The organism is Pseudomonas sp. 22189 (assembly GCF_052045635.1).
Taxonomy (GTDB): Bacteria; Pseudomonadota; Gammaproteobacteria; order Pseudomonadales; family Pseudomonadaceae; genus Aquipseudomonas; species Aquipseudomonas parakoreensis.
Genome location: NZ_JBQEPG010000004.1, coordinates 26,716 through 49,131 on the forward strand (window position 1 = coordinate 26,716; position 22,416 = coordinate 49,131).

21 protein-coding genes are annotated in these 22,416 nt (G+C 60.2%); 16 read left to right on the plus strand and 5 right to left on the minus strand.

All coding sequences use genetic code 11. The features are described 5' to 3' along the window. Positions 1 to 640: 640 nt before the first annotated feature. The 11 genes from ACTJKS_RS04925 to ACTJKS_RS04975 all read left to right on the plus strand — a co-directional run bounded on the left by ACTJKS_RS04925 (position 641) and on the right by ACTJKS_RS04975 (position 14,793). Positions 641 to 2,041, plus strand: coding sequence for a polynucleotide adenylyltransferase PcnB (locus ACTJKS_RS04925; protein ID WP_041065404.1), 1,401 nt, complete (start codon positions 641 to 643; stop codon positions 2,039 to 2,041). A gap of 3 nt (positions 2,042 to 2,044) precedes the next feature. Then, positions 2,045 to 2,530, plus strand: a complete 486-nt coding sequence (folK, locus tag ACTJKS_RS04930) for a 2-amino-4-hydroxy-6-hydroxymethyldihydropteridine diphosphokinase (RefSeq protein ID WP_108183822.1) — start codon at positions 2,045 to 2,047, stop codon at positions 2,528 to 2,530. 458 nt (positions 2,531 to 2,988) lie between these two features. Then, positions 2,989 to 3,789 carry a 3-methyl-2-oxobutanoate hydroxymethyltransferase gene (gene panB / locus ACTJKS_RS04935; protein ID WP_041065398.1) on the plus strand — a complete coding sequence of 267 codons (801 nt, stop codon included), beginning with the start codon at positions 2,989 to 2,991 and terminating at the stop codon, positions 3,787 to 3,789. Continuing rightward, a complete protein-coding gene (gene panC / locus ACTJKS_RS04940; RefSeq protein ID WP_108183824.1) occupies positions 3,786 to 4,646 on the plus strand; it encodes a pantoate--beta-alanine ligase in 861 nt (286 codons plus the stop codon). The genes panB and panC overlap by 4 nt, the downstream gene beginning before the upstream one ends. 137 nt (positions 4,647 to 4,783) lie before the next feature. Further along, the gene (gene panD, locus ACTJKS_RS04945) at positions 4,784 to 5,164 is read left to right on the plus strand and encodes an aspartate 1-decarboxylase (protein WP_041065393.1); all 381 of its coding nucleotides are present in this window, start codon (positions 4,784 to 4,786) and stop codon (positions 5,162 to 5,164) included. 230 nt (positions 5,165 to 5,394) lie between these two features. Beyond that, positions 5,395 to 7,059 (plus strand): glucose-6-phosphate isomerase, encoded by a 1,665-nt coding sequence (pgi, locus tag ACTJKS_RS04950; protein ID WP_047296605.1) that lies wholly within the window; start codon positions 5,395 to 5,397, stop codon positions 7,057 to 7,059. Positions 7,060 to 7,272: 213 nt separating this feature from the next. After that, the gene (acs, locus tag ACTJKS_RS04955; protein ID WP_108183825.1) at positions 7,273 to 9,210 is read left to right on the plus strand and encodes an acetate--CoA ligase; all 1,938 of its coding nucleotides are present in this window, start codon (positions 7,273 to 7,275) and stop codon (positions 9,208 to 9,210) included. A gap of 51 nt (positions 9,211 to 9,261) precedes the next feature. Continuing rightward, positions 9,262 to 10,134, plus strand: coding sequence for an oxygenase MpaB family protein (locus ACTJKS_RS04960; RefSeq protein WP_198758340.1), 873 nt, complete (start codon positions 9,262 to 9,264; stop codon positions 10,132 to 10,134). Between the two features lie 176 nt (positions 10,135 to 10,310). After that, a complete protein-coding gene (locus ACTJKS_RS04965; protein WP_262948093.1) occupies positions 10,311 to 11,327 on the plus strand; it encodes a class I SAM-dependent rRNA methyltransferase in 1,017 nt (338 codons plus the stop codon). A 221-nt stretch (positions 11,328 to 11,548) separates the two neighbouring features. Continuing rightward, on the plus strand, positions 11,549 to 14,497 hold the full coding sequence (locus tag ACTJKS_RS04970; protein ID WP_262948094.1) for a DUF748 domain-containing protein: 2,949 nt from the start codon (positions 11,549 to 11,551) through the stop codon (positions 14,495 to 14,497). After that, the gene (locus tag ACTJKS_RS04975; protein WP_108183829.1) at positions 14,497 to 14,793 is read left to right on the plus strand and encodes a DUF2845 domain-containing protein; all 297 of its coding nucleotides are present in this window, start codon (positions 14,497 to 14,499) and stop codon (positions 14,791 to 14,793) included. The genes ACTJKS_RS04970 and ACTJKS_RS04975 overlap by 1 nt, the downstream gene beginning before the upstream one ends. A gap of 234 nt (positions 14,794 to 15,027) precedes the next feature. On the opposite strand, the gene ACTJKS_RS04980 is transcribed toward ACTJKS_RS04975, so the two are convergent. Together ACTJKS_RS04980 and ACTJKS_RS04985 are read right to left on the minus strand one after the other, a co-directional pair. Beyond that, positions 15,028 to 15,384 (minus strand): BON domain-containing protein, encoded by a 357-nt coding sequence (locus ACTJKS_RS04980; protein WP_007963876.1) that lies wholly within the window; start codon positions 15,382 to 15,384, stop codon positions 15,028 to 15,030. A 295-nt stretch (positions 15,385 to 15,679) separates the two neighbouring features. Next, positions 15,680 to 16,120, minus strand: a complete 441-nt coding sequence (locus tag ACTJKS_RS04985) for a pilin (protein ID WP_108183830.1) — start codon at positions 16,118 to 16,120, stop codon at positions 15,680 to 15,682. A 228-nt stretch (positions 16,121 to 16,348) separates the two neighbouring features. On the opposite strand from ACTJKS_RS04985, the gene pilB reads away from it, so the two are divergent. Genes pilB through yacG form a run of 5 tightly spaced genes read left to right on the plus strand, consistent with a single transcriptional unit; the run spans position 16,349 to position 20,960 of the window. Then, entirely contained in the window at positions 16,349 to 18,049 is a 1,701-nt protein-coding gene (gene pilB, locus ACTJKS_RS04990) for a type IV-A pilus assembly ATPase PilB (RefSeq protein ID WP_086792840.1), read from the plus strand. A 2-nt stretch (positions 18,050 to 18,051) separates the two neighbouring features. Further along, a complete protein-coding gene (locus tag ACTJKS_RS04995) occupies positions 18,052 to 19,269 on the plus strand; it encodes a type II secretion system F family protein (protein WP_047296619.1) in 1,218 nt (405 codons plus the stop codon). A 1-nt stretch (position 19,270) separates the two neighbouring features. Further along, positions 19,271 to 20,143, plus strand: coding sequence for a prepilin peptidase (locus tag ACTJKS_RS05000; protein ID WP_198758338.1), 873 nt, complete (start codon positions 19,271 to 19,273; stop codon positions 20,141 to 20,143). Then, positions 20,140 to 20,763 (plus strand): dephospho-CoA kinase, encoded by a 624-nt coding sequence (gene coaE, locus ACTJKS_RS05005; protein WP_095668294.1) that lies wholly within the window; start codon positions 20,140 to 20,142, stop codon positions 20,761 to 20,763. The genes ACTJKS_RS05000 and coaE overlap by 4 nt, the downstream gene beginning before the upstream one ends. Continuing rightward, the gene (yacG, locus tag ACTJKS_RS05010; protein WP_007963861.1) at positions 20,760 to 20,960 is read left to right on the plus strand and encodes a DNA gyrase inhibitor YacG; all 201 of its coding nucleotides are present in this window, start codon (positions 20,760 to 20,762) and stop codon (positions 20,958 to 20,960) included. The genes coaE and yacG overlap by 4 nt, the downstream gene beginning before the upstream one ends. Positions 20,961 to 20,966: 6 nt before the next feature. Here the strand turns inward: yacG and ACTJKS_RS05015 are convergent, their stop codons facing one another. From ACTJKS_RS05015 to ACTJKS_RS05025, 3 genes are all read right to left on the minus strand, one after another. Next, entirely contained in the window at positions 20,967 to 21,182 is a 216-nt protein-coding gene (locus ACTJKS_RS05015) for a hypothetical protein (protein ID WP_041065358.1), read from the minus strand. A 65-nt stretch (positions 21,183 to 21,247) separates the two neighbouring features. After that, positions 21,248 to 21,937 (minus strand): energy-coupling factor ABC transporter permease, encoded by a 690-nt coding sequence (locus tag ACTJKS_RS05020; protein WP_108183834.1) that lies wholly within the window; start codon positions 21,935 to 21,937, stop codon positions 21,248 to 21,250. Next, complete coding sequence (locus ACTJKS_RS05025; protein ID WP_108184433.1) at positions 21,934 to 22,401, minus strand: FAD/FMN-containing dehydrogenase; 468 nt, start codon at positions 22,399 to 22,401, stop codon at positions 21,934 to 21,936. Before ACTJKS_RS05025 ends, ACTJKS_RS05020 begins: the two co-directional genes overlap by 4 nt. Between the last annotated feature and the right edge of the window lie 15 nt (positions 22,402 to 22,416).

The following is a 22,416-nucleotide window of genomic DNA, read 5'->3' on the forward strand; positions in this document are numbered from 1 at the left end:
GAAACCCCGGCTTTTTTTCGCCCCGAGAAAACGGTTATATCGACCTAACCCCTTGTTTTATTGGGCTTCGCAAAAGTTGGCACGGCACCTGCTATATGTTTGGTACAAGAACAATAACAAGCAATGCACAAGACAATAAAAATAAGACGAATCGACTCACGCACAATAAAAACAAGACGGCGAGAGGCGCAGCTAACTGATTCTTTTGGAGAGGCGTTGTATTTGGGGCTAGCCCCACGACCAGGCCGAGAACAACAAAAACTGTCCTAAGACAGAGCCTGTACTGGTTGGATCGCAAGATCACTGCAACACAGCGACCAAAGCAATCCGTTTGCTCTTGGCTCCCGATTGGGAGGGTCATGAAGGAAAAGCTTCATGGCGAGGGCACTCAACAAAAACAAGAAGCCCGAATCAATAATAAAAAGAGCACGCAACTACTTCTTGGGGAGCTTCGGCTCCCCTTGTAGTTTCTGTCTTTCGGCAAAAACCTCCGTTTCGACCCTGCCCGATGCCTGTAGCCTGCGGCTTGCAGCGCAAATCTGCTGCGTCCTACACCATCCCCCGACTAAATGCTAGAATCTGCGCCCATCATGCGGTCATTCTTTGGTATGGCCGAACATTCCTTCAAACAGTGCATCCCATGCTGAAGAAGCTGTTCCAGTCATTCCGAACACCCGTGCGTCGTACGCAACACATCCGCAGCACTCCTGAAGTGCTCAACAGCGGCCAACATTCGCTGCAAAAGGGGCAATTCAGCCGCTATGCGGTGAATATCGTCGAACGCTTGCAGGGCGCCGGTTACCAGGCCTATCTGGTCGGCGGTTGCGTGCGTGACATGCTCCTGGGCATCACGCCCAAGGATTTCGACGTCGCCACCAGCGCCACCCCCGAGCAAGTCCGAGCCGAATTCCGCAATGCGCGGATCATCGGTCGCCGCTTCAAGCTGGTGCATATCCATTTCGGTCGCGAAATCATTGAAGTCGCGACCTTCCGCGCCAATCACCCGGTCAATGAAGACGACGAAGACAGCAACCAGTCTTCGCGTAACGAGAGCGGACGGATTCTGCGCGACAACGTCTACGGCACCCTGGAAGAAGACGCGCAACGTCGCGACTTCACCATCAACGCCCTGTATTACGATCCGGTCAGTGAGCGCATTCTCGATTACGCCAACGGCGTACACGACATCCGTAATCACCTGATCCGTTTGATCGGCGATCCGAAGCAGCGTTACCAGGAAGATCCGGTACGGATGCTGCGGGCCGTGCGTTTCGCCGCCAAGTTGAATTTCGGCATCGAGAAGCACACCGTGCAGCCGATCCGCGACCTGGCGCCGATGCTGCGCGAGATCCCGTCCGCTCGCCTGTTCGAGGAAGTGCTCAAGCTGTTCCTCTCCGGCCACGGCGCGATCACCTTCGAGATGCTGGTCGATCTGCAACTGTTTGCCCCACTGTTCCCGGCCAGTGCCGACGCCCTGGAATACAACCCGGAATACACCCACACGTTGATCAGCGAAGCGCTGACCAACACCGACCTGCGCATAAAACAGAACAAACCGGTCACACCGGCGTTCCTGTTTGCCGCCCTGCTGTGGCCTGCCCTGCCGGCCCGCGTATTGCGCCTGCAAGAGCGTGGCATGCCGCCGATTCCGGCCATGCAGGAAGCCGCGCATGAGCTGATCGCCGAACAGTGTCAGCGCATCGCCATTCCAAAGCGCTTCACCATGCCGATCCGCGAGATCTGGGACATGCAGGAACGTCTGCCACGCCGCAGCGGCAAACGCGCCGACCTGTTGCTGGACAATCCACGTTTCCGCGCCGGTTACGACTTCCTGCTGCTGCGTGAAAGCGCTGGCGAGGAAACCGACGGCCTGGGCGAATGGTGGACGGATTATCAGGACGCCAACGACAGCGAACGTCGCGACATGATCCGCGATCTCAGCGGCAAAGGTGATGACGCCAGCGGTGCGCCACGCAAACGTCGCCGCAGCAGTGGTTCCAAGCGCAAGCGCGCCGGGGCTTCAAGCTCGACGGGCGAATAAGGCATGGAACGCATCTATATCGGTCTGGGCAGCAACCTCGCTGACCCGGCCGAACAATTGCGCAGCGCGCTCAATGCGCTGGGGCAATTGCCGCAGACTTCCCTTGCTGGTGTTTCGGCGTTCTATCAGAGCGATTCACTGCTGCCGGGACAACCGCGTTACACCAACGCGGTCGCTGCCCTCGACAGTGATCTCGCGCCGCTCGACCTGCTCGATGCCCTGCAAGCCATCGAAAACGATCAAGGTCGGGAGCGCCTGGAGCGCTGGGGGCCGCGCACGCTGGATCTGGATATCCTGTTGTTCGGTGATCGCCTGATCGACGAGCCGCGACTGAAAGTCCCGCACTACCAGATTCAGGAGCGGGCATTCGTGCTCTATCCTCTGGCCGAACTGGCTCCCGCCGATCTGCGCCTGGCCGATGGCCGCACGTTGGCTGACCTGCTCGCCGCCTGCCCGTTCGTCGGCCTCGAACGCCTCTCCCACGCCTGACGCAAATCTCCCCCTGTGGATGGGGCCTCTGTGGCGAGGGGATTCATCCCCGATCGGCTGCGCAGCCGTCGCAAAACCGGCTAATACGGTGTGACTGATTAATGCGTACTACCATTTAAGGGCCGCTCCGCAGCCCATCGGGGATAAATCCCCTCGCCACAAAAACGATGTTCCGTGTTCGTTTTTTGTCGGACAAAAAACCTCCCGATCAGTCCCGCCGCACCGCTGAATCGCATCAGTAACGCCGGTAACACTCCCCTCGTAACAATGCGGTAACACACGCAATTGACTTCCTAGGTTCTCCTCACGACTATAGGCGTCCCGCTGCCGCCAACACGGCACATACGGGCGCAATCCAGGCCTTATAAGCACGACAAAAGACCGTGCGCCTGAGTAGACGAAGAATCACGCGCGTTACTCGCAGTAGTTTCCAGAGCGCCTGAACGAGGATTTTTTACATGCCAGCCATCACCCTGACCACGCTCCAGAGCCTCAAGCAGAAAGGTGAAAAGATCACCATGCTGACCTGCTATGACGCGACCTTCGCCCACGCCTGCAACGAGGCCGGTGTCGAAGTGCTGCTGGTGGGCGACTCCCTCGGCATGGTTCTGCAAGGGCACGACAGCACCTTGCCGGTGACCATCGCAGAAATGGCCTATCACACCGCTTGCGTCAAACGCGGCAACACCGACGCCCTGATCCTGGCTGACCTGCCGTTCATGGCCAACGCCACGATCGAGCAAACCCTGACCAACAGCGCCACGCTGATGCAGGCCGGCGCGCACATGATCAAGGTCGAAGGTGCGCTGTGGCTGGCGGAGTCGATCCGCCTGCTGGCCGAACGCGGTGTGCCGGTCTGCGCGCACATGGGCCTGACCCCACAGGCGGTGAACATTCTTGGCGGCTATAAAGTGCAGGGCCGCAACGAGAACCAGGCGCGGCAGATGCGTGCCGATGCGATCTCGCTGGAACAGGCTGGGGCCGCCATGCTGTTGCTCGAATGCGTGCCGAGCGAACTGGCGGCGGAAATCAGCCAGGCCGTGAAGATTCCGGTCATCGGGATTGGCGCCGGTAGCGATACCGACGGTCAGGTACTGGTGCTGCACGACATGCTCGGCCTGTCGATCACCGGTCGCGTGCCGAAATTCGTCAAGAACTTCATGCAGGGTCAGGACAGCATCCAGTCCGCCCTGAAGGCCTACGTCAACGAAGTCAAAGGCGTTACGTTCCCAGGCCTCGAACACGGATTCTCTGCATGAACACTGTCAAAACCGTACGCGAATTGCGTGCCGCCGTGGCCCGCGCCCGCAGTGAAGGCAAGCGCATCGGCTTCGTGCCGACCATGGGCAACCTGCACAGCGGTCACATTGCGTTGATCACCAAAGCCACACAGCGCGTGGACTTCGTGGTTGCCAGCATCTTCGTCAACCCGCTGCAGTTCGGCGCCGGCGAAGACCTCGACAAGTACCCGCGCACCCTGGCGGCGGATCAGGAAAAGCTGCTGCAAGCCGGCTGCCATTTGCTGTTCGCCCCGACAGTCGAAGAGATGTACCCCGACGGCATGACCGGGCAGACCCGGGTCAGCGTGCCGCAACTGTCTGAAGGCCTGTGTGGCGCCAGCCGTCCGGGGCACTTCGAAGGTGTGGCGACGGTGGTCAGCAAGCTGTTCAACATGGTGCAGCCGGACTTGGCGATCTTCGGTCAGAAGGATTTCCAGCAACTGGCGGTGATCCGCGCGCTGGTGCATGACTTGAACATGCCGATCCAGATCATCGGCGAACCGACCGTACGTGCCGCCGACGGCCTGGCGCTGTCATCGCGCAACGGTTTCCTCAGCGAAGACCAACGTGCGGTGGCCCCGGTGGTTTATCGGACCCTGAGCGCAATCGCCGAGTCGATCAAACAAGGCGAGCGCGACTACCCGGCGCTGATCGCCGCTCAGGTGCAACAGCTGGAGGCCGCCGGCCTGCGCCCGGACTATCTGGAAATCCGCCACGCCCTGACCTTGCGTCCGGCGACCGCTGAAGACCGCGATCTGGTGATTCTGGTGGCCGCGTTCCTCGGCACCACGCGGTTGATCGACAACCTGCACCTGAACCTCGATACCCCCGTTTAAAGCAAGATCAAAAGATCGCAGCCTGCGGCAGCTCCTACNAGGAGCTGCCGCAGGCTGCGATCTTTTGCGTTGTATTGCCGCCCCCAAAGCCTTCGGGCACACTGCCAGCCGTTCGCTTCCAACCCGGGAAATCCCTCATGCAAGCCATCATGCTCAAGGCCAAGCTGCACCGCGCCGAAGTCACTCATGCGGTACTCGATTACGAAGGTTCCTGCGCCATTGATGGCGAGTGGCTGGACTTGTCCGGCATCCGTGAATACGAGCAGATCCAGATTTACAACGTCGACAATGGCGAACGCTTCACCACCTACGCGATTCGTGGCGAAGAAGGTTCACGGATGATATCGGTGAACGGCGCAGCCGCGCATAAGGCCAAGGTCGGCGACCGCGTGATCATTTGCGCCTACGCCCATTACAGCGAAGCGGAACTGGTCAATTTCAAACCGCGCATGCTGTACATGGCCCCGGGCAATGAGCTGAGCCACACCAGCAACGCGATTCCGGTTCAGCTCGCCTGAGCCGCTTCGAGACGCCACTCCCCTTCCATTGGTCGGCCCGTTCCCGGTATTGATGTTAAAAAAGTACAGGGAACAGGTCAGAAGAAGTCAAGACAGATCGCAGCGCGAGGTTTACTGTATTCGCCCTGCGTTGAAAAATCGTGTCGACGCATTTGACCCTCGCCCAACCAGGGCGTATCGGTCTGTTCTGTGTTCAAAAGGCCGTTCAAGTAAAAAGGAAAACCGCAGCGATGGCGTACTACCGCACTCCTCATGACGTTACCGCTCTGCCTGCCTGGCAGGCGTTGAAAGATCACCGCCAAGCCATGCAGGATTTCAGCATGCGCGAGGCCTTCAACGCCGATCCGCAGCGCTTCAATCAATTCACGCTCAGCAGCTGCGGCCTGTTTCTCGATTATTCGAAGAACCTGATCAACGCCGAGACCCGCAACCTGCTGGTGGGCCTGGCCAATGAAGTCGATCTGAAAGGCGCGATCAAAGCGCTGTTCGACGGCGAAATCGTCAACGCCTCCGAAGGCCGCCCGGCGCTGCATACCGCCCTGCGCCGCCCGGTGGGCGACAAGCTGTCGGTCAATGGCGTCAACGTGATGCCGGAAGTGCACAAGGTGCTGAACCAGATCACCGATCTGGTTGGCCGCATCCACGACGGTCTGTGGCGTGGTTACACCGAGAAGCCGATCACTGACGTGGTCAACATCGGCATCGGTGGCTCGTTCCTCGGCCCTGAGCTGGTTTCCGAAGCATTGCTGTCCTATGCGCAGAAAGGCGTGCGTTGCCATTACCTGGCGAACATCGACGGCAGTGAGTTCCACGAGCTGACGCAGAAGCTGCGCGCCGAAACCACGCTGTTCATCGTTTCATCGAAATCCTTCAACACCCTCGAGACCCTGAAAAACGCTCAGGCCGCCCGCGCCTGGTATCTGGCTCAGGGTGGTTCGGAAGCCGAGCTGTATCGCCACTTCATCGCGGTATCGAGCAACAACGCGGCGGCCGTTGCGTTCGGCATTCGCGAAGAAAACATCTTCCCGATGTGGGACTGGGTCGGCGGTCGTTACTCGCTGTGGTCGGCCATCGGTCTGCCGATTGCCCTGGCCATCGGCATGTCCAACTTCAAGGAACTGCTGTCCGGTGCCTTCACCATGGACCAGCATTTCCAGAGCGCACCGTTTGAACAGAACATGCCGGTGCTGCTGGCCCTGCTCGGCGTGTGGTACGGCAACTTCTGGGGCGCGCAAAGCCACGCGATCCTGCCGTACGACCACTACCTGCGCAACATCACCAAGCACTTGCAACAGTTGGACATGGAATCCAACGGCAAGAGCGTGCGTCAGGACGGCACCTCGGTGTCGACCGATACCGGCCCGGTGATCTGGGGCGGCGTCGGCTGCAACGGTCAACACGCGTATCACCAGTTGCTGCACCAGGGCACCCAACTGATTCCGGCCGACTTCATCGTGCCGATCGTCAGCTTCAACCCAGTCTCCGATCACCATCAGTGGCTGTACGCCAACTGCCTGTCGCAGAGCCAGGCGCTGATGCTCGGCAAGACCCTGCCGGAAGCCGAGGCCGAACTGCGCGAAAAAGGCATGAGCGAAGAGCAGGTGCGCAAACTCGCGCCGCACAAGGTGATTCCGGGCAACCGCCCGAGCAACACCCTTGTGGTCGAGCGCATCAGCCCGCGTCGTCTTGGCGCGCTGGTCGCCATGTACGAGCACAAAGTGTTCGTGCAGAGCGTGGTCTGGGGCATCAACGCCTTCGACCAGTGGGGCGTGGAACTGGGCAAGGAATTGGGCAAAGGCGTTTACAACCGTCTGGTCGGCAGCGATGAAACCGTTGCTGACGATGCTTCCACCCAAGGCCTGATCAACTACTTCCGCGGTCGTCACCGCGGGTGAGGTGAATGGCTTGCCCACAAATCCTGTGGGCAAGCCATTTCCAATGTGGGAGCGAGCCTGCTCGCGAATTCGGTGTGTCATTCAGCATCTTTGTGGCTGATACAGCGCATTCGCGAGCAGGCTCGCTCCCACAGTTGTTTCAGGGATGACTTGAACCTCCAGGCCGCTCGGCGCATCTTTATTCCTGTCGCACAACAAGAATAAGGAACCGTCATGTTCGATATCAGCACGTTCCCCAAAGCCGATGCCGTCCGCCGGGCTGCGCAGTTGAGTCAGGACGACTACAAGCGCCTGTACCGCGAATCGATTGAACACCCCAGCACCTTCTGGGCCGAACAGGCCACGCGCTTCCTCGACTGGAGCACACCGTGGCAGACCGTTCAGCGCTACGACCTGAAAACCGGTGAAGCTGCCTGGTTTGCTGGCGGCCAACTGAACGTCAGCTACAACTGCATCGACCGCCACCTCGCACAACGCGGCGAGCAGACCGCGATTCTCTGGGAAGGCGACGACCCTGCCGAATCGACGCAGATCACTTACAAAAAACTCCACCATCATGTCTGCCGCCTGGCCAATGTGCTGAAAAGCCGTGGCGTGAAAAAAGGCGACCGGGTGTGCATCTACATGCCGATGATCCCCGAGGCGGCCTACGCGATGCTCGCCTGCGCGCGGATCGGCGCGATTCACTCGGTGGTGTTCGGTGGCTTCTCCCCGGACTCCTTGCGCGACCGCATCCTCGATGCCGACTGCCGCACGGTGATCACCGCCGACGAAGGCGTGCGCGGCGGCAAATTCGTACCGCTCAAGCAAAATGTCGACAAGGCCCTGCACAGTTGCCCGGACGTCAGCACCGTGGTCGTGGTCGAACGCACTCAAGGCAAGGTCGATTGGGTCGAGGGCCGTGACCTCTGGTATCACCAAGCCGTGCGTGACGTCAGCGACGACTGCCCGCCGGAGCCGATGGACGCCGAGGATCCGCTGTTCATCCTTTACACCTCCGGCAGCACCGGCAAACCCAAAGGTGTGCTGCACACCACCGGCGGCTACCTGCTGCAAGCGGCGATGACCTTCAAGTACGTGCTCGATTACCGCGAGGGCGAAGTGTTCTGGTGCACCGCCGACGTCGGCTGGGTCACCGGCCACAGCTACATCGTCTACGGCCCGCTGGCCAATGGCGCGACCACGCTGATTTTCGAAGGCGTGCCGAGCTACCCGAGCACTTCACGCTTCTGGCAGGTGATCGACAAACACCACGTCAACATCTTCTACACCGCGCCGACTGCCCTGCGCGCGTTGATGCGCGAAGGTGCCGGGCCATTGCAGGAAACGTCGCGCCAAAGCCTCAGACTGCTCGGCAGTGTCGGTGAGCCGATCAACCCGGAGGCGTGGGAATGGTACTTCAACGTGGTCGGCGAGCAGCGCTGCCCGATTGTCGATACCTGGTGGCAGACCGAAACCGGCGGCATCATGCTCAGCCCGTTGGTGAGTGCCCAGCGGATCAAACCGGGTTGCGCCACGCAGCCGATGTTCGGCGTGCAACCGGTGCTGCTCGACGAGCACGGCAAGGAAATCAAAGGCGCCGGCAGCGGCGTGCTGGCGATCAAGTCGAGTTGGCCGGCGCAGATCCGCAGCGTCTACGGCGACCCGCAACGGATGGTCGACACTTACTTCAAGCCCTACCCCGGCTATTACTTCACCGGCGATGGCGCACGCCGCGACGAGGACGGCGATTACTGGATCACCGGGCGCATCGATGACGTGATCAATGTCTCCGGCCACCGCATCGGCACCGCCGAAGTGGAAAGTGCGCTGGTGCTGCACGACAGCATCGCCGAGGCCGCCGTGGTCGGTTACCCGCACGACGTCAAAGGCCAGGGCATCTACGCCTTCGTCACCCCCATGAACGGCTTCGAGCCGAGCGATGAGCTGAAGAAAGAGTTGCTCGCCCACGTCAGCAATGAAATCGGCAGCTTCGCCAAACCGGACCTGATCCAGTGGGCGCCGGCCTTGCCGAAAACCCGCTCGGGCAAGATCATGCGGCGCATCTTGCGCAAGATCGCCTGCAACGAACTCGACAGCCTCGGTGACACCTCGACCCTGGCCGATCCGAGCGTGGTGCAAGGTTTGATCGACAAGCGCCTCAATCAGTAACATCCGTGGCGCGGTCACCCGGCCGCGCCCGTTCATCACCTATGAGTTGTCATGGAATTCCTTCGCAGCCGTATCGAAAACCAACTCATGAGCCTGACCGGGCTGTCCCTCGGTCAGCTTGATCTGGAAAACCCCAAGGGCGATCCCGGGCTGTTCGGGCCGGACTCGATCAGTTGGCAGGTACACGGCGATTTCAGCAGCATGCTGATCGGCGGCATCAGCGCGTTGTTGCTGCAAGCCCTGCATCCGCTGGCGCTGGCCGGGGTCTGGGATCATTCCAACTTTCGCCAGGACATGCTCGGGCGTTTGCGCCGCACCAGTCAGTTTGTCTCCGGCACCACGTTCGGCTCGCGCCGCGACGCCGAATGGCTGATCGACAAAGTGCGCACCATTCACCTGCAAGTGGTCGGTACCGCGCCGGACGGCCGGCCGTATGCGGCCAGCGATCCGGACCTGCTGACGTGGGTGCATGTGGCCGAGGTCAGCCATTTTCTTGCCGCGCATTTGCGTTACCGCAACCCGCAATTGTCGGGGGCGGATCAGGATCGCTACTACGCAGAAATCGCCGTGGTCGCCGAGCGCCTGGGTGCGCGGGACGTGCCGAAGTCGCGGCAGGCCGTGGCCGACTATCTGCAACACATGCGCCCGCAACTGCTCTGTGATGAGCGCAGCCGCGAAGTCCTGCGCCTGCTGCTCGACGCCCCGGCCCCAAGCGTGCTGGCCCGACCTTTTGGCGACCTGATGATGAAGGCCGGCATCGATCTGTTGCCGGACTGGGCCAGCGCCATGTTCGGCATACGGCAGAATCCGCTGCAACGCCAGCTGATCCGCGCCAGCGTCAAGCGCAGTGCACCGATGCTGCGCTGGGCGATGCGCAATGGTTCGGTGCAGCGAGCCAAACGACGGATGGGTTTGTTGATCTGATCTATACACAGAACCTGTGGCGAGGGAGCTTGCTCCCGCTGGGTTGCGCAGCGANAGCGCTTCGCACTCGAGCGGGAGCAAGCTCCCTCGCCACAGGTCTGAGCAATGGCTCAGGGCATCTGTAGCTGCACAATGCTAAACTCCCGCGCCCACATTCTCACCAGCAAGGCGCACGCATGTCTTCCTTGAATCAGGCGCTGCGCGCCGCCCTCGATAAACGCCAGGACCTGCTCGCTGAGCTGCACAGCCAGGGCACCGATTGCTATCGGCTGTTCCACGGCAGCCAGGAAGGCGCCGGTGGCCTGACCGTCGACCGCTACGGTCCGCAATTGCTGGTGCAGAGCTTTCACCAGACGCTGGAACGCGACGACCTGCTGCAACTGCACGCCATGGCCAACCAGACGCTGGGGTTTGACACCCTGCTGGTCTACAACGACCGCTCCCGCGGCAACTCGCGGATCGACCGCGAAGACAATGTCTACAAAGCCGATGACGCCGCGCTGGCGGATCTGGTCGGTCACGAATGGGGCCTGAACTATCGCGTGCGCGGGCGGCATGCCGGCCAGGATCCGCTGCTGTTCCTCGACCTGCGCAACACTCGCGGCTGGGTCAAGGATCACGCCAAGGGTAAAAGTGTGCTCAACCTCTTTGCCTACACCTGTGGCGTCGGCCTGAGTGCCGCTGCCGGTGGTGCGCGCGAGGTGTGTAACCTCGACTTCGCCGAAGGCAATCTGGCAGTCGGCCGAGAAAACGGCCTGCTCAACCCGCAATTGCCCGAGATGCAATTTATCCAGTCCGATTATTTCCCGGCGATCCGTCAGCTCGCCGGCCTGCCGATCAGCCAGCGACGCGGGCAGAAGCTGCCGAGCTATCAGCGCCTCGACCAGCGCCAATACGATCTGGTGCTGCTCGACCCGCCTGCTTGGGCCAAGAGCGCCTTCGGCACCGTCGACCTGCTGCGCGACTATCAAAGCCTGCTCAAACCGGCGCTGCTGACCACCGCCGACAACGGCGTGCTGATCTGCTGCAACAACCTGGCGAAAGTCAGCATGGACGACTGGCGTGAGCAGGTGCTGCGCTGCGCCGAGAAGGCCGGCCGCCCGGTCCGCGACTGGAGCGTGATGACCCCGGGCGCCGACTTCCCATCGCTGGATCAACAGCCACCGCTGAAAACCCTGATCCTGCAGTTGTAACCCTCCTCTGCGGCTAACAGCTGCCCACTGTGGGAGCGAGCCTGCTCGCGAAAGCGGTGTATCAGCCACCAGACAGGGTGACTGATAGAACGCCTTCGCGAGCAGGCTCGCTCCCACAGGGTTTTGTGTTGCTACAGAACAATCTGAACAATCCTGTCCCCCACGATGTACTTCGGAACCAGAATCGCGTGCCATACTCCAAGGCACTCCGATTCAGACAGATGAAGCCGCACATGCCCAAAGGATTGATCCGCGCGATTGGCGCCCTGTTGACTGCTCTGGCCCTCTACAGCCTGCTGGGATTTCTGATTTTGCCGGGCATTGCCCTGCGCATTGCCAACCAGCAACTGGCGAACTACGCCACGGTGCCTGCGCACATCCAGCGCATCGAGCTCAATCCGTTCAGCCTTGAAGTCACCCTGTGGGGCCTGGTCGTCGGTGAGCCGGGCAAGGAGCAGGTCGGCTTCGAGCGGCTGTACGCCAACCTGCAACTCGACAGCCTGTGGACCAAAGCGCTGCACTTGGCCGATATCGAGCTGGACAAGCCCAAGACCGAAATCCTCTTCGCCAAGGACGGCCAGCTCAATCTGCTGGGCCTGTTCAAGATTCCCGCCAGCGAACCGACCCCGGCCGATCCGAATGCCAAGCCGTTCCCGCTGCGCATCGATCGCATCCAGCTGGCCGGCGGCAACGTGCATTTCGAGGACGCGCGGCCGAGCGAGCCCATCGAGTTCCTTTACGACAAACTCGACTTCGAACTGAAAAACCTCAGCACCCTCCCCGAAGACAATGCCGACATGACCCTGGTGGCTGCCGGCCCGGCCGGTGGGCAGATCGACTGGAAAGGCAACTTCAGCCTGATCCCGTTCACCTCTGAAGGCACCTTGAAAGTCACCGACGGCAAGATGAAATCCTTCTGGCCCTATGTGCGTGACGCGCTGCCGCTGGTGCTCGAAGACGGCGTGATCAACCTCAGCACCGAGTACAAACTGAATCTGTCGAAAGAAACCGAACTGCTGCTGAACAACGTCGCGGTGAATATTGCGCCGTTCGCAATCAAGGCGCCGGACGGACGTCCGCTGGCCAGACTCGAACGCCTTGATGTCAGCGAGACCTCGCTGGACCTGGCCAAACAGCAGGTAGTGGTCGGCAAGATCCGCAGCAACAAACTGGAAACCTGGGCCGCGCTCGAAGCCGATGGCCAGCTCGATTGGCAGAAACTGTTCGCCAGTCAGCCGTCAAAACCTGCCGCCAAGGCCGCCGCCGAACCCAAGACCACTCCGGCCGCCGCCGACTCGCCGAAAGAGCCGGCCGCGCCGAGCAAGCCCTGGCAGGTGCTGCTCAAGGATGTGCAACTGCGCAACTACACCGTGCATCTCGCCGACCGTTCGGCCAACCCGCCGGTGGCGCTGGATGTGACGCCGCTGAATATCGACCTGCAGGATTTCGACAGCCTCAACGGTTCGCCCTTCAAGGTCAGGCTCGACAGCGGTCTGGGCAAACAAGGCAAGATCAACGCCGACGGCGTGGTCAACCTCGCACCGGTTACCGCCCAGCTCAACGTGAAGACCCAGGACATCGACCTGCGTGTCGCGCAGTCCTACATCAATCCGTTCATTCGCCTGGAATTGCGCAGCGGCATGCTCGGCAGTGACCTCAAGGTCAACCTCAAGAGCACCGAGCCACTGGCACTCAGCGTTACCGGGCGCGCGCAGATCGATCAACTACACACCCTCGACACCCTGAAAACCCGCGACTTCCTCAAATGGCAGCAAGTGGTGGTTGAAGGCATCAACTATCAACACGGTGACAGTGTGTCGATCGACAAGGTCAACCTGTTCCAGCCGTATGTGCGGTTCATGATCAACGATGACCGCACCACCAACATTGATGATTTGCTGATCCCGCAACCTGCCGATTCCGGGGCGAAAACGGCAGCAGCCAAACCCGCCAGTAACTCGAAACCGCTGGGCATTCACATTGGCGGTATCGCGATCAATGACGGCTCGGCCAACTTCGCCGACTTCAGCCTGACCCCTAACTTCGCCACGGCAATCCAGCAACTCAACGGCCAGATCGGCACCATCGACAGCCGTCAGGCGAAACCGGCCAGCGTCGACGTCAAGGGCAAGGTCGACCGCTATGCGCCGGTGACCATCAAAGGTGCGGTCAATCCGTTCGACCCGATGGCCAGCCTCGATATCGCTACCAGTTTCAAACGCGTCGAACTGACCACGCTCACCCCGTATTCCGGCAAATTCGCCGGCTACCGCATCCGCAAGGGTCGGCTCAATCTCGACCTGCACTACCTGATCACCAAGGGCCAGTTGAAGGCTGAAAACAAAGTGGTGGTCGAGCAGCTGCAACTCGGCGAGAAAGTCGACAGCCCGGATGCCGTGAGCCTGCCGTTGAAACTGGCTATTGCCCTGCTCAAGGACGTCGATGGCAAGATTTCCATCGAATTGCCGGTCACCGGCGACCTCAACAACCCGCAATTCAGCGTAATGCCGATCGTCTGGCAGACCCTGCGCAATCTGATCGTCAAAGCGGCTGCCGCGCCGTTCAAGCTGATTGGCGGACTGGTCAGTGGCGGCGGCTCTGAAGACCTCGGCACCGTGTCCTTTGCCCCAGGTTCGAGCGACCTGAGCAAAGACGCCGAATCAGCGCTGGACAAACTGTCCCAGGCGCTCAAGGAACGTCCGACCCTGCGCCTGGAGATCGAAGGCACCGCCGCGCAAAGCAGCGACGGTCCGCTGCTGGCCGAACAGCGTCTGGAACGCGAATACCAGTACAACTACTACAAGATGCTCCAGCGCCGTGGCGACAAGGTGCCAGCCCAGGCTTCCCTGCTGCAAGTGCCGGAGAACGAGAAAGGCCCGTTGCTCGAAGGCATCTACCGCACGCGTCTGAAAACCCAGCCGCCGGCCGAATGGAAGGATCTGGGCAAGGAAGAACGCACGGCGAAAATGCGTGACGGCGTGATCAAGTTCTGGAGCTCCAGCGATGTCCTGCTGCGGCAGTTGGGTCAGGAACGCGCCAGCAGCATCAAGGACTATCTGGTCGACAAAGGCCAGTTGGCAGATGATCGCGTGTACTTCATCGACGCTAACCTTGGCGAGGCCGAAAGCGATGGTCGGGTCGTGACGCAAATGCATCTGGACGCCGAATGATGAAGCGCAAATGGCTGGCTGCGTTGACGCTGCTGCTCGCCGGCAGCCCTGCGCTGGCCTCTGACACGCTGCGTTGCGGCAGCCAGTTGGTCAGTCTCGGCGACCGTGCCAGCGAAGTGCTGCAGAAATGCGGCGAACCGGTCAGCCGCGATGTCCTCGGCTACAAACGCAGCGCCAACCGGCGCGAAGAATTTCAGGTCGAGGAATGGACCTACGGCCCGAACAACGGCATGTATCAATACCTGCGCTTTGAAGGCAGTCGCCTGCGGCAGATCAACAGCAAGCGCGGTAACTGAAAGATCAAAAGATCGCAGCCTCCGGCAGCGCCTACAGGGAAATGCATTCCACTGTAGAAGCTGCCGGAGGCTGCGATCTTTTGCTTCTACCCAATAGAACAGGCCCCGACACAAGTGCCGGGGCCCGTAATGGTCACATCCGTGTGACCGTTCGCATGAACTCTAAAGTTGCGGCAGACGTATTGCTCGGCCCGTCTGTCGCGTCTTCTCCCGGTCCAGGCGAGAAGTCATGCCTTACTCGGCTTTCAGGCCGTCAGCGGAGACCGCTTTGACGCCTTTGATTTTCTTGGTGATGTTCACAGCGGTGGTTTTCTGAGCTTCGGTGACAGCGACGTCAGAAGACAGGGAAACCACACCTTTGTTGGTTTCGACTTTGATGTCGGTACCAGGAATGCCTTTTTCGGTTACCAGGTCGCTTTTGACTTTGGTAGTGATCCAAGTATCGGAAGTAGCTTCTTTAGCCTTGGTCATTTCACCAGCAGCCAGAGTCATTGGAGCCTGAGTAGCCTGGGTGGATTGTGCGAAAGCACCGGAAGCCATGGTCAGGGTCAGCGCGGTAGCAGCAGCGGCAGTGATAGCGAACTTCTTCATACGAGTAACTCCTGTTTTTCTGGAAAGTCTGCTGGTTGTCTTGTCAGCAGGGTTACTGGGTATATTGCGAAGGCTGTGCCAACTTTTCGAAAGACAATAAATCTTTATAAATCAATTAGTTATGAATTAGACAAATTTTCGGAATCATGCAATTTGCATGACGTGTGGATTATCGACATGCAAGTTGCGGTTTTTTGGAAAGTTCCTAAATGGCTGAAATTATTGAAGCTTTTTTTACTGCTCTGGAAATGAAAATGCCCCGAAGATCGGGGCATTTGCCATTCAGGCCCTCGCATCAAGTGCCGCTGGCAGTGCAACCTTTTGGCGAGTAGTCAGGGTTGACGGTGGTTGCGCAGGTCCACACGCCAGAGGTGCTGCCCGTTGCAGCGCCTGAACGGGTGAGCGTGATCGTCTTACCCAATACCGGACCCGGTGCGTTCACCAGTGTGCACGTGATGGTGCCGGCACCGGTCGAGGCCGTCCCAGAGGCCGCCAGTGTGCAGTTCGACGTGGTCGCGGAAGCGCCGCCCGCCACCAGTGTCAGCGTCGGATCCGTACCTTGATTGATGGTGTCTTCAAACGGCACTTTGAGCGCGCTGATTTCTGCCAGACCTGCTGTCACTTTCGAACGGGCCTGGTATTTGGAGTATTGCGGCAGGGCGATGGTCGCCAGAATGCCGATGATCGCCACCACGATCAGCAGCTCGATCAGAGTGAAACCCTTTTGTTTGTTCATAGACAGGCTCTCCATGCATGAGTCGGAATCTCATGATCTGCAAAGGGCTCAGCATAGGCCGTGCCAACCGCTTGCAGACCCCGCACGCTCGGCATAAAGGTGCCGAGTCGCGCTTTCCTACAACCCGTAACCGCACTATCTGACACTTTTTGTCACCTGCACCGAGGGTGTTTGGCGCTGTCACTTGACTAGGCTATAAGTCATGAACTGTCAGCTTCCGGAACTCCCATGAATGACATCGCTCTGAGCGGTCTGGCCAAGCAGTTGGTACAGGCCGAACTGCTCACGGAAAAAAGCGCCCAGCAGGCCTGGCAACAGGCGCAGCGCAATCGGCTGTCGCTGGTCAGCTACCTGGTACAGAACAAACTGGTGAAGAGCTCACAGGTGGCCGAGATCGCTTCAGAGCATTTCGGCATGGCCTTCATGGACCTCAATTGCCTGGACAAGGAAACCCAGCCCAAAGGCCTGGTCAGTGAAAAACTGGTGCGCCAGCACCACGCCCTGCCCTTGTGGCGCCGTGGCAATAAACTGTTCGTGGGCATTTCCGACCCGAGCAATCATCAAGCGATCAATGACATTCAGTTCAGCACCGGGCTGAGCACCGAAGCCATTCTGGTGGAGGACGACAAGCTCACCGAGGCCATCGAGAAATTCTTCGACACCCACGCCAGCGGTCTGGAGGACATGGCCGACGTCGATCTCGACGGCATGGATGTCGAGTCCGTCGACGACAGCCGCCAGGACGCCATCGGCGGGCTCGACGCCGATGACGCGCCGGTCGTGCGCTTCGTGCACAAGATGCTGCTCGACGCGATCAAGAGTGGCTCCTCCGACCTGCACTTCGAACCCTACGAGAAAAACTTCCGGGTGCGGGTGCGCACCGACGGTATCCTGCGCGAGGTGGCCAAACCGCCGATTCAACTGGCCGGGCGGATCGCCGCACGCCTGAAAGTCATGGCCAGCCTCGACATCTCGGAGCGGCGCAAACCGCAGGACGGGCGGATCAAGATGCGCCTGTCGAAGACCAAGTCGATCGACTTCCGGGTCAACACTTTGCCGACCCTGTGGGGCGAAAAAGTGGTGATCCGGATTCTCGACCCGTCCAGCGCGCAGATCGGCATCGATGCATTGGGTTACGAACCGGCGCAGAAAGACCTGTACATGGCGGCGCTCAAGCAGCCGCAGGGCATGATTCTGGTGACCGGGCCGACCGGTTCGGGGAAAACCGTGTCGCTGTACACCGGCCTGAATATTCTCAACACCGTCGACATCAACATTTCCACCGCCGAAGACCCGGTGGAAATCAACATGGAAGGCATCAACCAGGTCAACGTCAATCCGAAACAGGGTCTGGATTTTGCCCAGGCCCTGCGTTCGTTTCTGCGGCAGGACCCGGACGTGATCATGGTCGGCGAGATCCGCGACCTGGAAACTGCCGAAATCGCGATCAAGGCCGCACAGACCGGCCACCTGGTGCTGTCCACGCTGCACACCAACAGCGCCGCCGAAACCCTGACCCGCCTGCACAACATGGGTATTCCCGGGTTCAACATCGCCACCTCGGTAAGCCTGATCATCGCCCAGCGCCTGGCGCGCAAGCTGTGCAACCACTGCAAGAAACCGATCGAAATCCCCCGCGAAACGCTGGTCAAGGAAGGTTTCCCGCCGGAACAGATCGGCAATTTCACGATCTACGAGCCGGTCGGTTGCGATCACTGCAACGGCGGCTACAAGGGACGCGTGGGGATTTATGAAGTGGTGAAAAACACTTCCGAGCTGCAGCGGCTGATCATGGCCGAAGGCAACTCGCTCGAAATCGACAGCCAGATGCGTCGCGACGGCTTCGACGACCTGCGCACCTCGGGCCTGCACAAGGCCATGCAAGGCATCACCAGCCTGGAAGAAATCAACCGGGTCACCAAGGACTGAACATGGCGGTCAAGGCAGCAAAAATCAGCATCTACGCCTGGGAAGGCACTGATCGCAAAGGCAGCAAGGTCACGGGCGAGTTGAGCGGGCAGAACCCTGCGCTGATCAAGGCCCAGCTGCGCAAACAAGGCATCAACCCGGGCAAGGTGCGCAAGAAATCCACCTCCTTGCTCAGCCTCGGCAAACGCATCAAGGCCCAGGACATCGCCCTGTTCACCCGGCAGATGGCAACCATGATGAAGGCTGGCGTGCCGTTGTTGCAGTCGTTCGACATCATTGGCGAAGGCTTCGACAACCCGGCGATGCGCAAACTGGTGGACGAAGTGAAGCAAGAGGTGGCGGCCGGCAACAGCTTCGCCGCCGCCCTGCGCAAGAAGCCGCAGTATTTCGATGAGCTGTATTGCAACCTGGTGGATGCCGGCGAGCAATCCGGTGCACTCGATACGTTGCTCGAACGGGTCGCAACCTATAAGGAAAAAAGCGAAGCGCTCAAGGCCAAGATCAAGAAAGCCATGACTTACCCCACAGCCGTGGTGCTGGTGGCGATGGTGGTCACGGGGATTTTGCTGGTGAAAGTGGTGCCGCAGTTTCAGGCGGTATTTTCCGGTTTTGGCGCTGAACTGCCGGCCTTCACGCTGATGGTGATCAGCATCTCCGAGTTCATGCAGCAATGGTGGTGGGCGGTGCTCGGCGCCCTGATTGCAGCGGTGTTCGGCATCCGTCATGCGCTGAAAAAATCCCAGGCATTGCGCGACCGCAAGGACACCTGGCTGCTGAAGCTGCCGCTGGTGGGCACGCTGATGTACAAATCGGCGGTGGCGCGATTCGCCCGCACCTTGTCGACCACCTTCGCCGCTGGCGTACCGCTGGTGGAGGCACTGGATTCGGTGGCCGGCGCCACCGGCAACGTGGTGTTCAAGCGTGCCGTGCTGCGTATCCGCCAGGACGTCGCCACCGGCATGCAGCTGAATTTTTCCATGCGCAGCACCGGGGTGTTCCCGAACATGGCGGTACAGATGACCGCGATCGGTGAGGAATCGGGCGCGCTGGATGACATGCTCGACAAGGTCGCCGGTTTTTATGAGGACGAAGTGGATAACATGGTCGACAACCTCACCAGCCTGATGGAGCCGTTCATCATGGTGGTGCTCGGGGTCATCGTCGGCGGGTTGGTCGTGGCCATGTACCTGCCGATTTTCCAGCTCGGCTCAGCGATCTGACATGCCTATCGACCAACTCTTCAGTCTGTATCCGCTGGCCTTTGTGTGCACCGCCCTGCTGCTGGGTCTGGTGGTGGGCAGTTTCCTCAACGTGCTGGTCTGGCGTCTGCCGAAAATGCTCGAGCGCGATTGGCGCCAGCAGGCGCAGGACGTCCTCGGCCTGCCGAGCGAAACGCCACTGCCGACCTACAACCTGATGCTGCCGCACTCCCAGTGTCCGCAATGCGGCCACCGGATTCGGCCGTGGGAAAACATTCCGCTGCTCAGCTATCTGTTGCTGCGTGGACGCTGTTCGGCGTGTGCCGCCCCGATCAGCAAACGTTATCCCCTGACCGAACTGGCTTGCGGCCTGCTCTCGGCATTCGTCGCCTGGCATCTGGGGTTCGGCTGGCCGGCCGCCTTGTTGATCGTCCTCACCTGGGGCCTTCTGGCGATGAGCCTGATCGACACCGAACATCAACTGCTGCCCGATGTGCTGGTGTTGCCATTGTTGTGGCTGGGGCTGATCGTCAACAGTTTCGGGCTGTTCGTCTCGCTGCACGCGGCGTTGTGGGGTGCGGTGGCCGGTTACATGGCGCTGTGGTCAGTGTTCTGGCTGTTCAAGCTGCTGACCGGCAAGGACGGCATCGGCCACGGCGATTTCAAGCTGCTGGCGCTGCTCGGGGCCTGGGGCGGCTGGCAGATTCTGCCGCTGACGATTCTGCTGTCGTCGCTGGTGGGAGCGATTGTCGGGGTGATTCTGCTGCGGCTGCGTGAGCAGAAAACCTCGACGCCGATCCCCTTCGGCCCGTATCTGGCAATTGCCGGCTGGATTGCCTTGCTCTGGGGTGGTCAAATAACCGACTTCTATTGGCAGTTTGTCGGTTTGAAATGAATACCCCTGTGGAAAAACCCTGGATTCTCGGCCTGACCGGCGGCATCGGCAGCGGCAAAAGCGCCGCGGCCCAGCACTTCATCGATCTCGGGATCCATGTGGTCGACGCCGATCACGCAGCGCGCTGGGTGGTCGAGCCGGGGCGTCCGGCGCTGGCGAAGATTGCCGAACACTTCGGGCCCGGCGTCCTGCAAGCCGATGGCACGCTGGACCGTGCGGCCCTGCGCAAGTTGATCTTTGAAGTGCCGGAAGAACGCCGCTGGCTCGAAGCCCTGCTGCATCCGTTGATCGCCGAGGAAATCGCTCACCATCTGGCGCTGGCAAAATCGCCTTATGCGATTCTGGTGTCGCCGCTGCTGATCGAATCCGGGCAATACGCGATGACCCAACGCATTCTGGTGATCGACGCCCCGCAACAATTGCAGATCGAACGCACCTTGCAGCGCGACCAGACCAGCGAACAGCAGGTCCAGGCGATCCTCAAGGCCCAGTCGAGCCGCGAAGACCGCCTGAGCCGTGCCGACGATGTGGTGGTCAACGACCGCGACCTCGCCTGGCTGCACAGCGAAGTCGAGCGCCTGCATCACTTTTACCTGACTTTATCCGGAGGCCAAGCATGAGCCCAATCCCAACCGTTGACTGCCCAACCTGCGGCGCCCCCGTGGAATTCACCCCAGAGAACAAATTCCGCCCGTTCTGCTCCGATCGCTGCAAGCTGATCGACCTCGGCGCCTGGGCGTCCGAAGAGCACAAGATTCCGGTCGCTCCGGATGCCGAAGACGAAATGTTCTCCGGTGATTTCGACCCGCGTCACTGATCGCGATCAGGGCCGCATGAAGCCGTAGTCCTGATCGTCGTCGAGGTTTTCCGCGAGAAAGCGCAATTCGTCGGCAAGGTCTTCGGCGTTGCGCACCGTCTTGCTCTGTTGCACCACCGCGCTGAGCAAGGCGCGCAAACTCAGGCCCGGATCGAAGCCGACCTCCAGCGCCATCTCCAGACTCTGCCGCGTTTCCTGCCTCGCCCACTCGTAAACACTCATGCCGCTGCTCCTGAAAGGATTTGATTGAGCATGAAATGCCGCGAGGCTGACGGATTTGATGTGGATCAAGACTTGGGATCGTCGTCCTTCCACGGCGCCGAAAGGTAGCGGGTGCGATTGAAGGTCTCCAGCCACTCGGGACTGAACACCACCAGCGCGCTGATCACCATGCCGTTGATGAAGGCTTCTGGAAAGATCAGCAGCCACAGGTAGCCGATGAAGTCTTCCAGCCATTCCGGCATGGCAAACAGACCGTCGTACCACAGCAGGCTAAGGCTTAACGTCAGGCACAACAAGGCCGACAACGCCGCGGCAAAGAATCCGGAACAGAAGATATACACGAACGGATTTCGCGGCTGGGCACGCTCGACGATGATCGCCACGCACTCAGTGATCAACACCGGCAACAGGATCAGCAACGTACCGTTGACCCCGACTGCCAGCAGATCCTGACGCCCGAGCAACACCAACCCGATCTGCGCCACCAGCCCGCCGACAATCGCCAGCGGCCAGTCCAGCAAAAGTGTCACCGCGGTCATGCCGATGAAGTGATAAGAAACCCCGGTGTCGAAATCCCTGCGCACCATCCACAGCAAAAACACGGCGAACACGGTGCCGAACAGCAGGTGCTGACGGCGACTGTCACTGAACAACTCGACCCACGGCGCACGACAGATCGCCCAGATAAGCACCGGCAGATAGATCAGCCAGCCGACCGTCAGGCTTTGCGGTGACAGCAACTCGGCGCCGATCATGGGCGGGCCTTCTCCAGTGCCTCGTGCAGTTGGGCCGCGTCGGTGTACTCATGCTGCTCGAGCAGTCGGCCGTCCTTGAGTTGCAGCCACAGCACCGAGCCTTCCGCGCCGGGATAACGCGACGCCACCCTGCCTTCACGATCAAGCATGACCCGGTAGCTGTAGTCACGCATCGCCGGAACCGCGAACATCTTCGCGATCAGTGCCGGCATGCGCTGGATGTCAGCGACAAACACGGCGTGACGCGCCTCCAGATAGCCTTTTGGCTGGTCTTTCAACACCTGCTTGATCAGCTTGGCGCCGTCCATGTCGCGCGCCACCAACAGCGTCGTGGTGCGGTTATCGAGGGTGAACGGCTGATCGTATTGATCCAGCAACGTCCAGGGCGCCAGCCGCTCACCGATTTCAAGCGCCTGGGCCCACAGCGGAATCACAGCCAACACCAGCAGCCAGCGAAATTTCACGTTCATCCCCTCGAT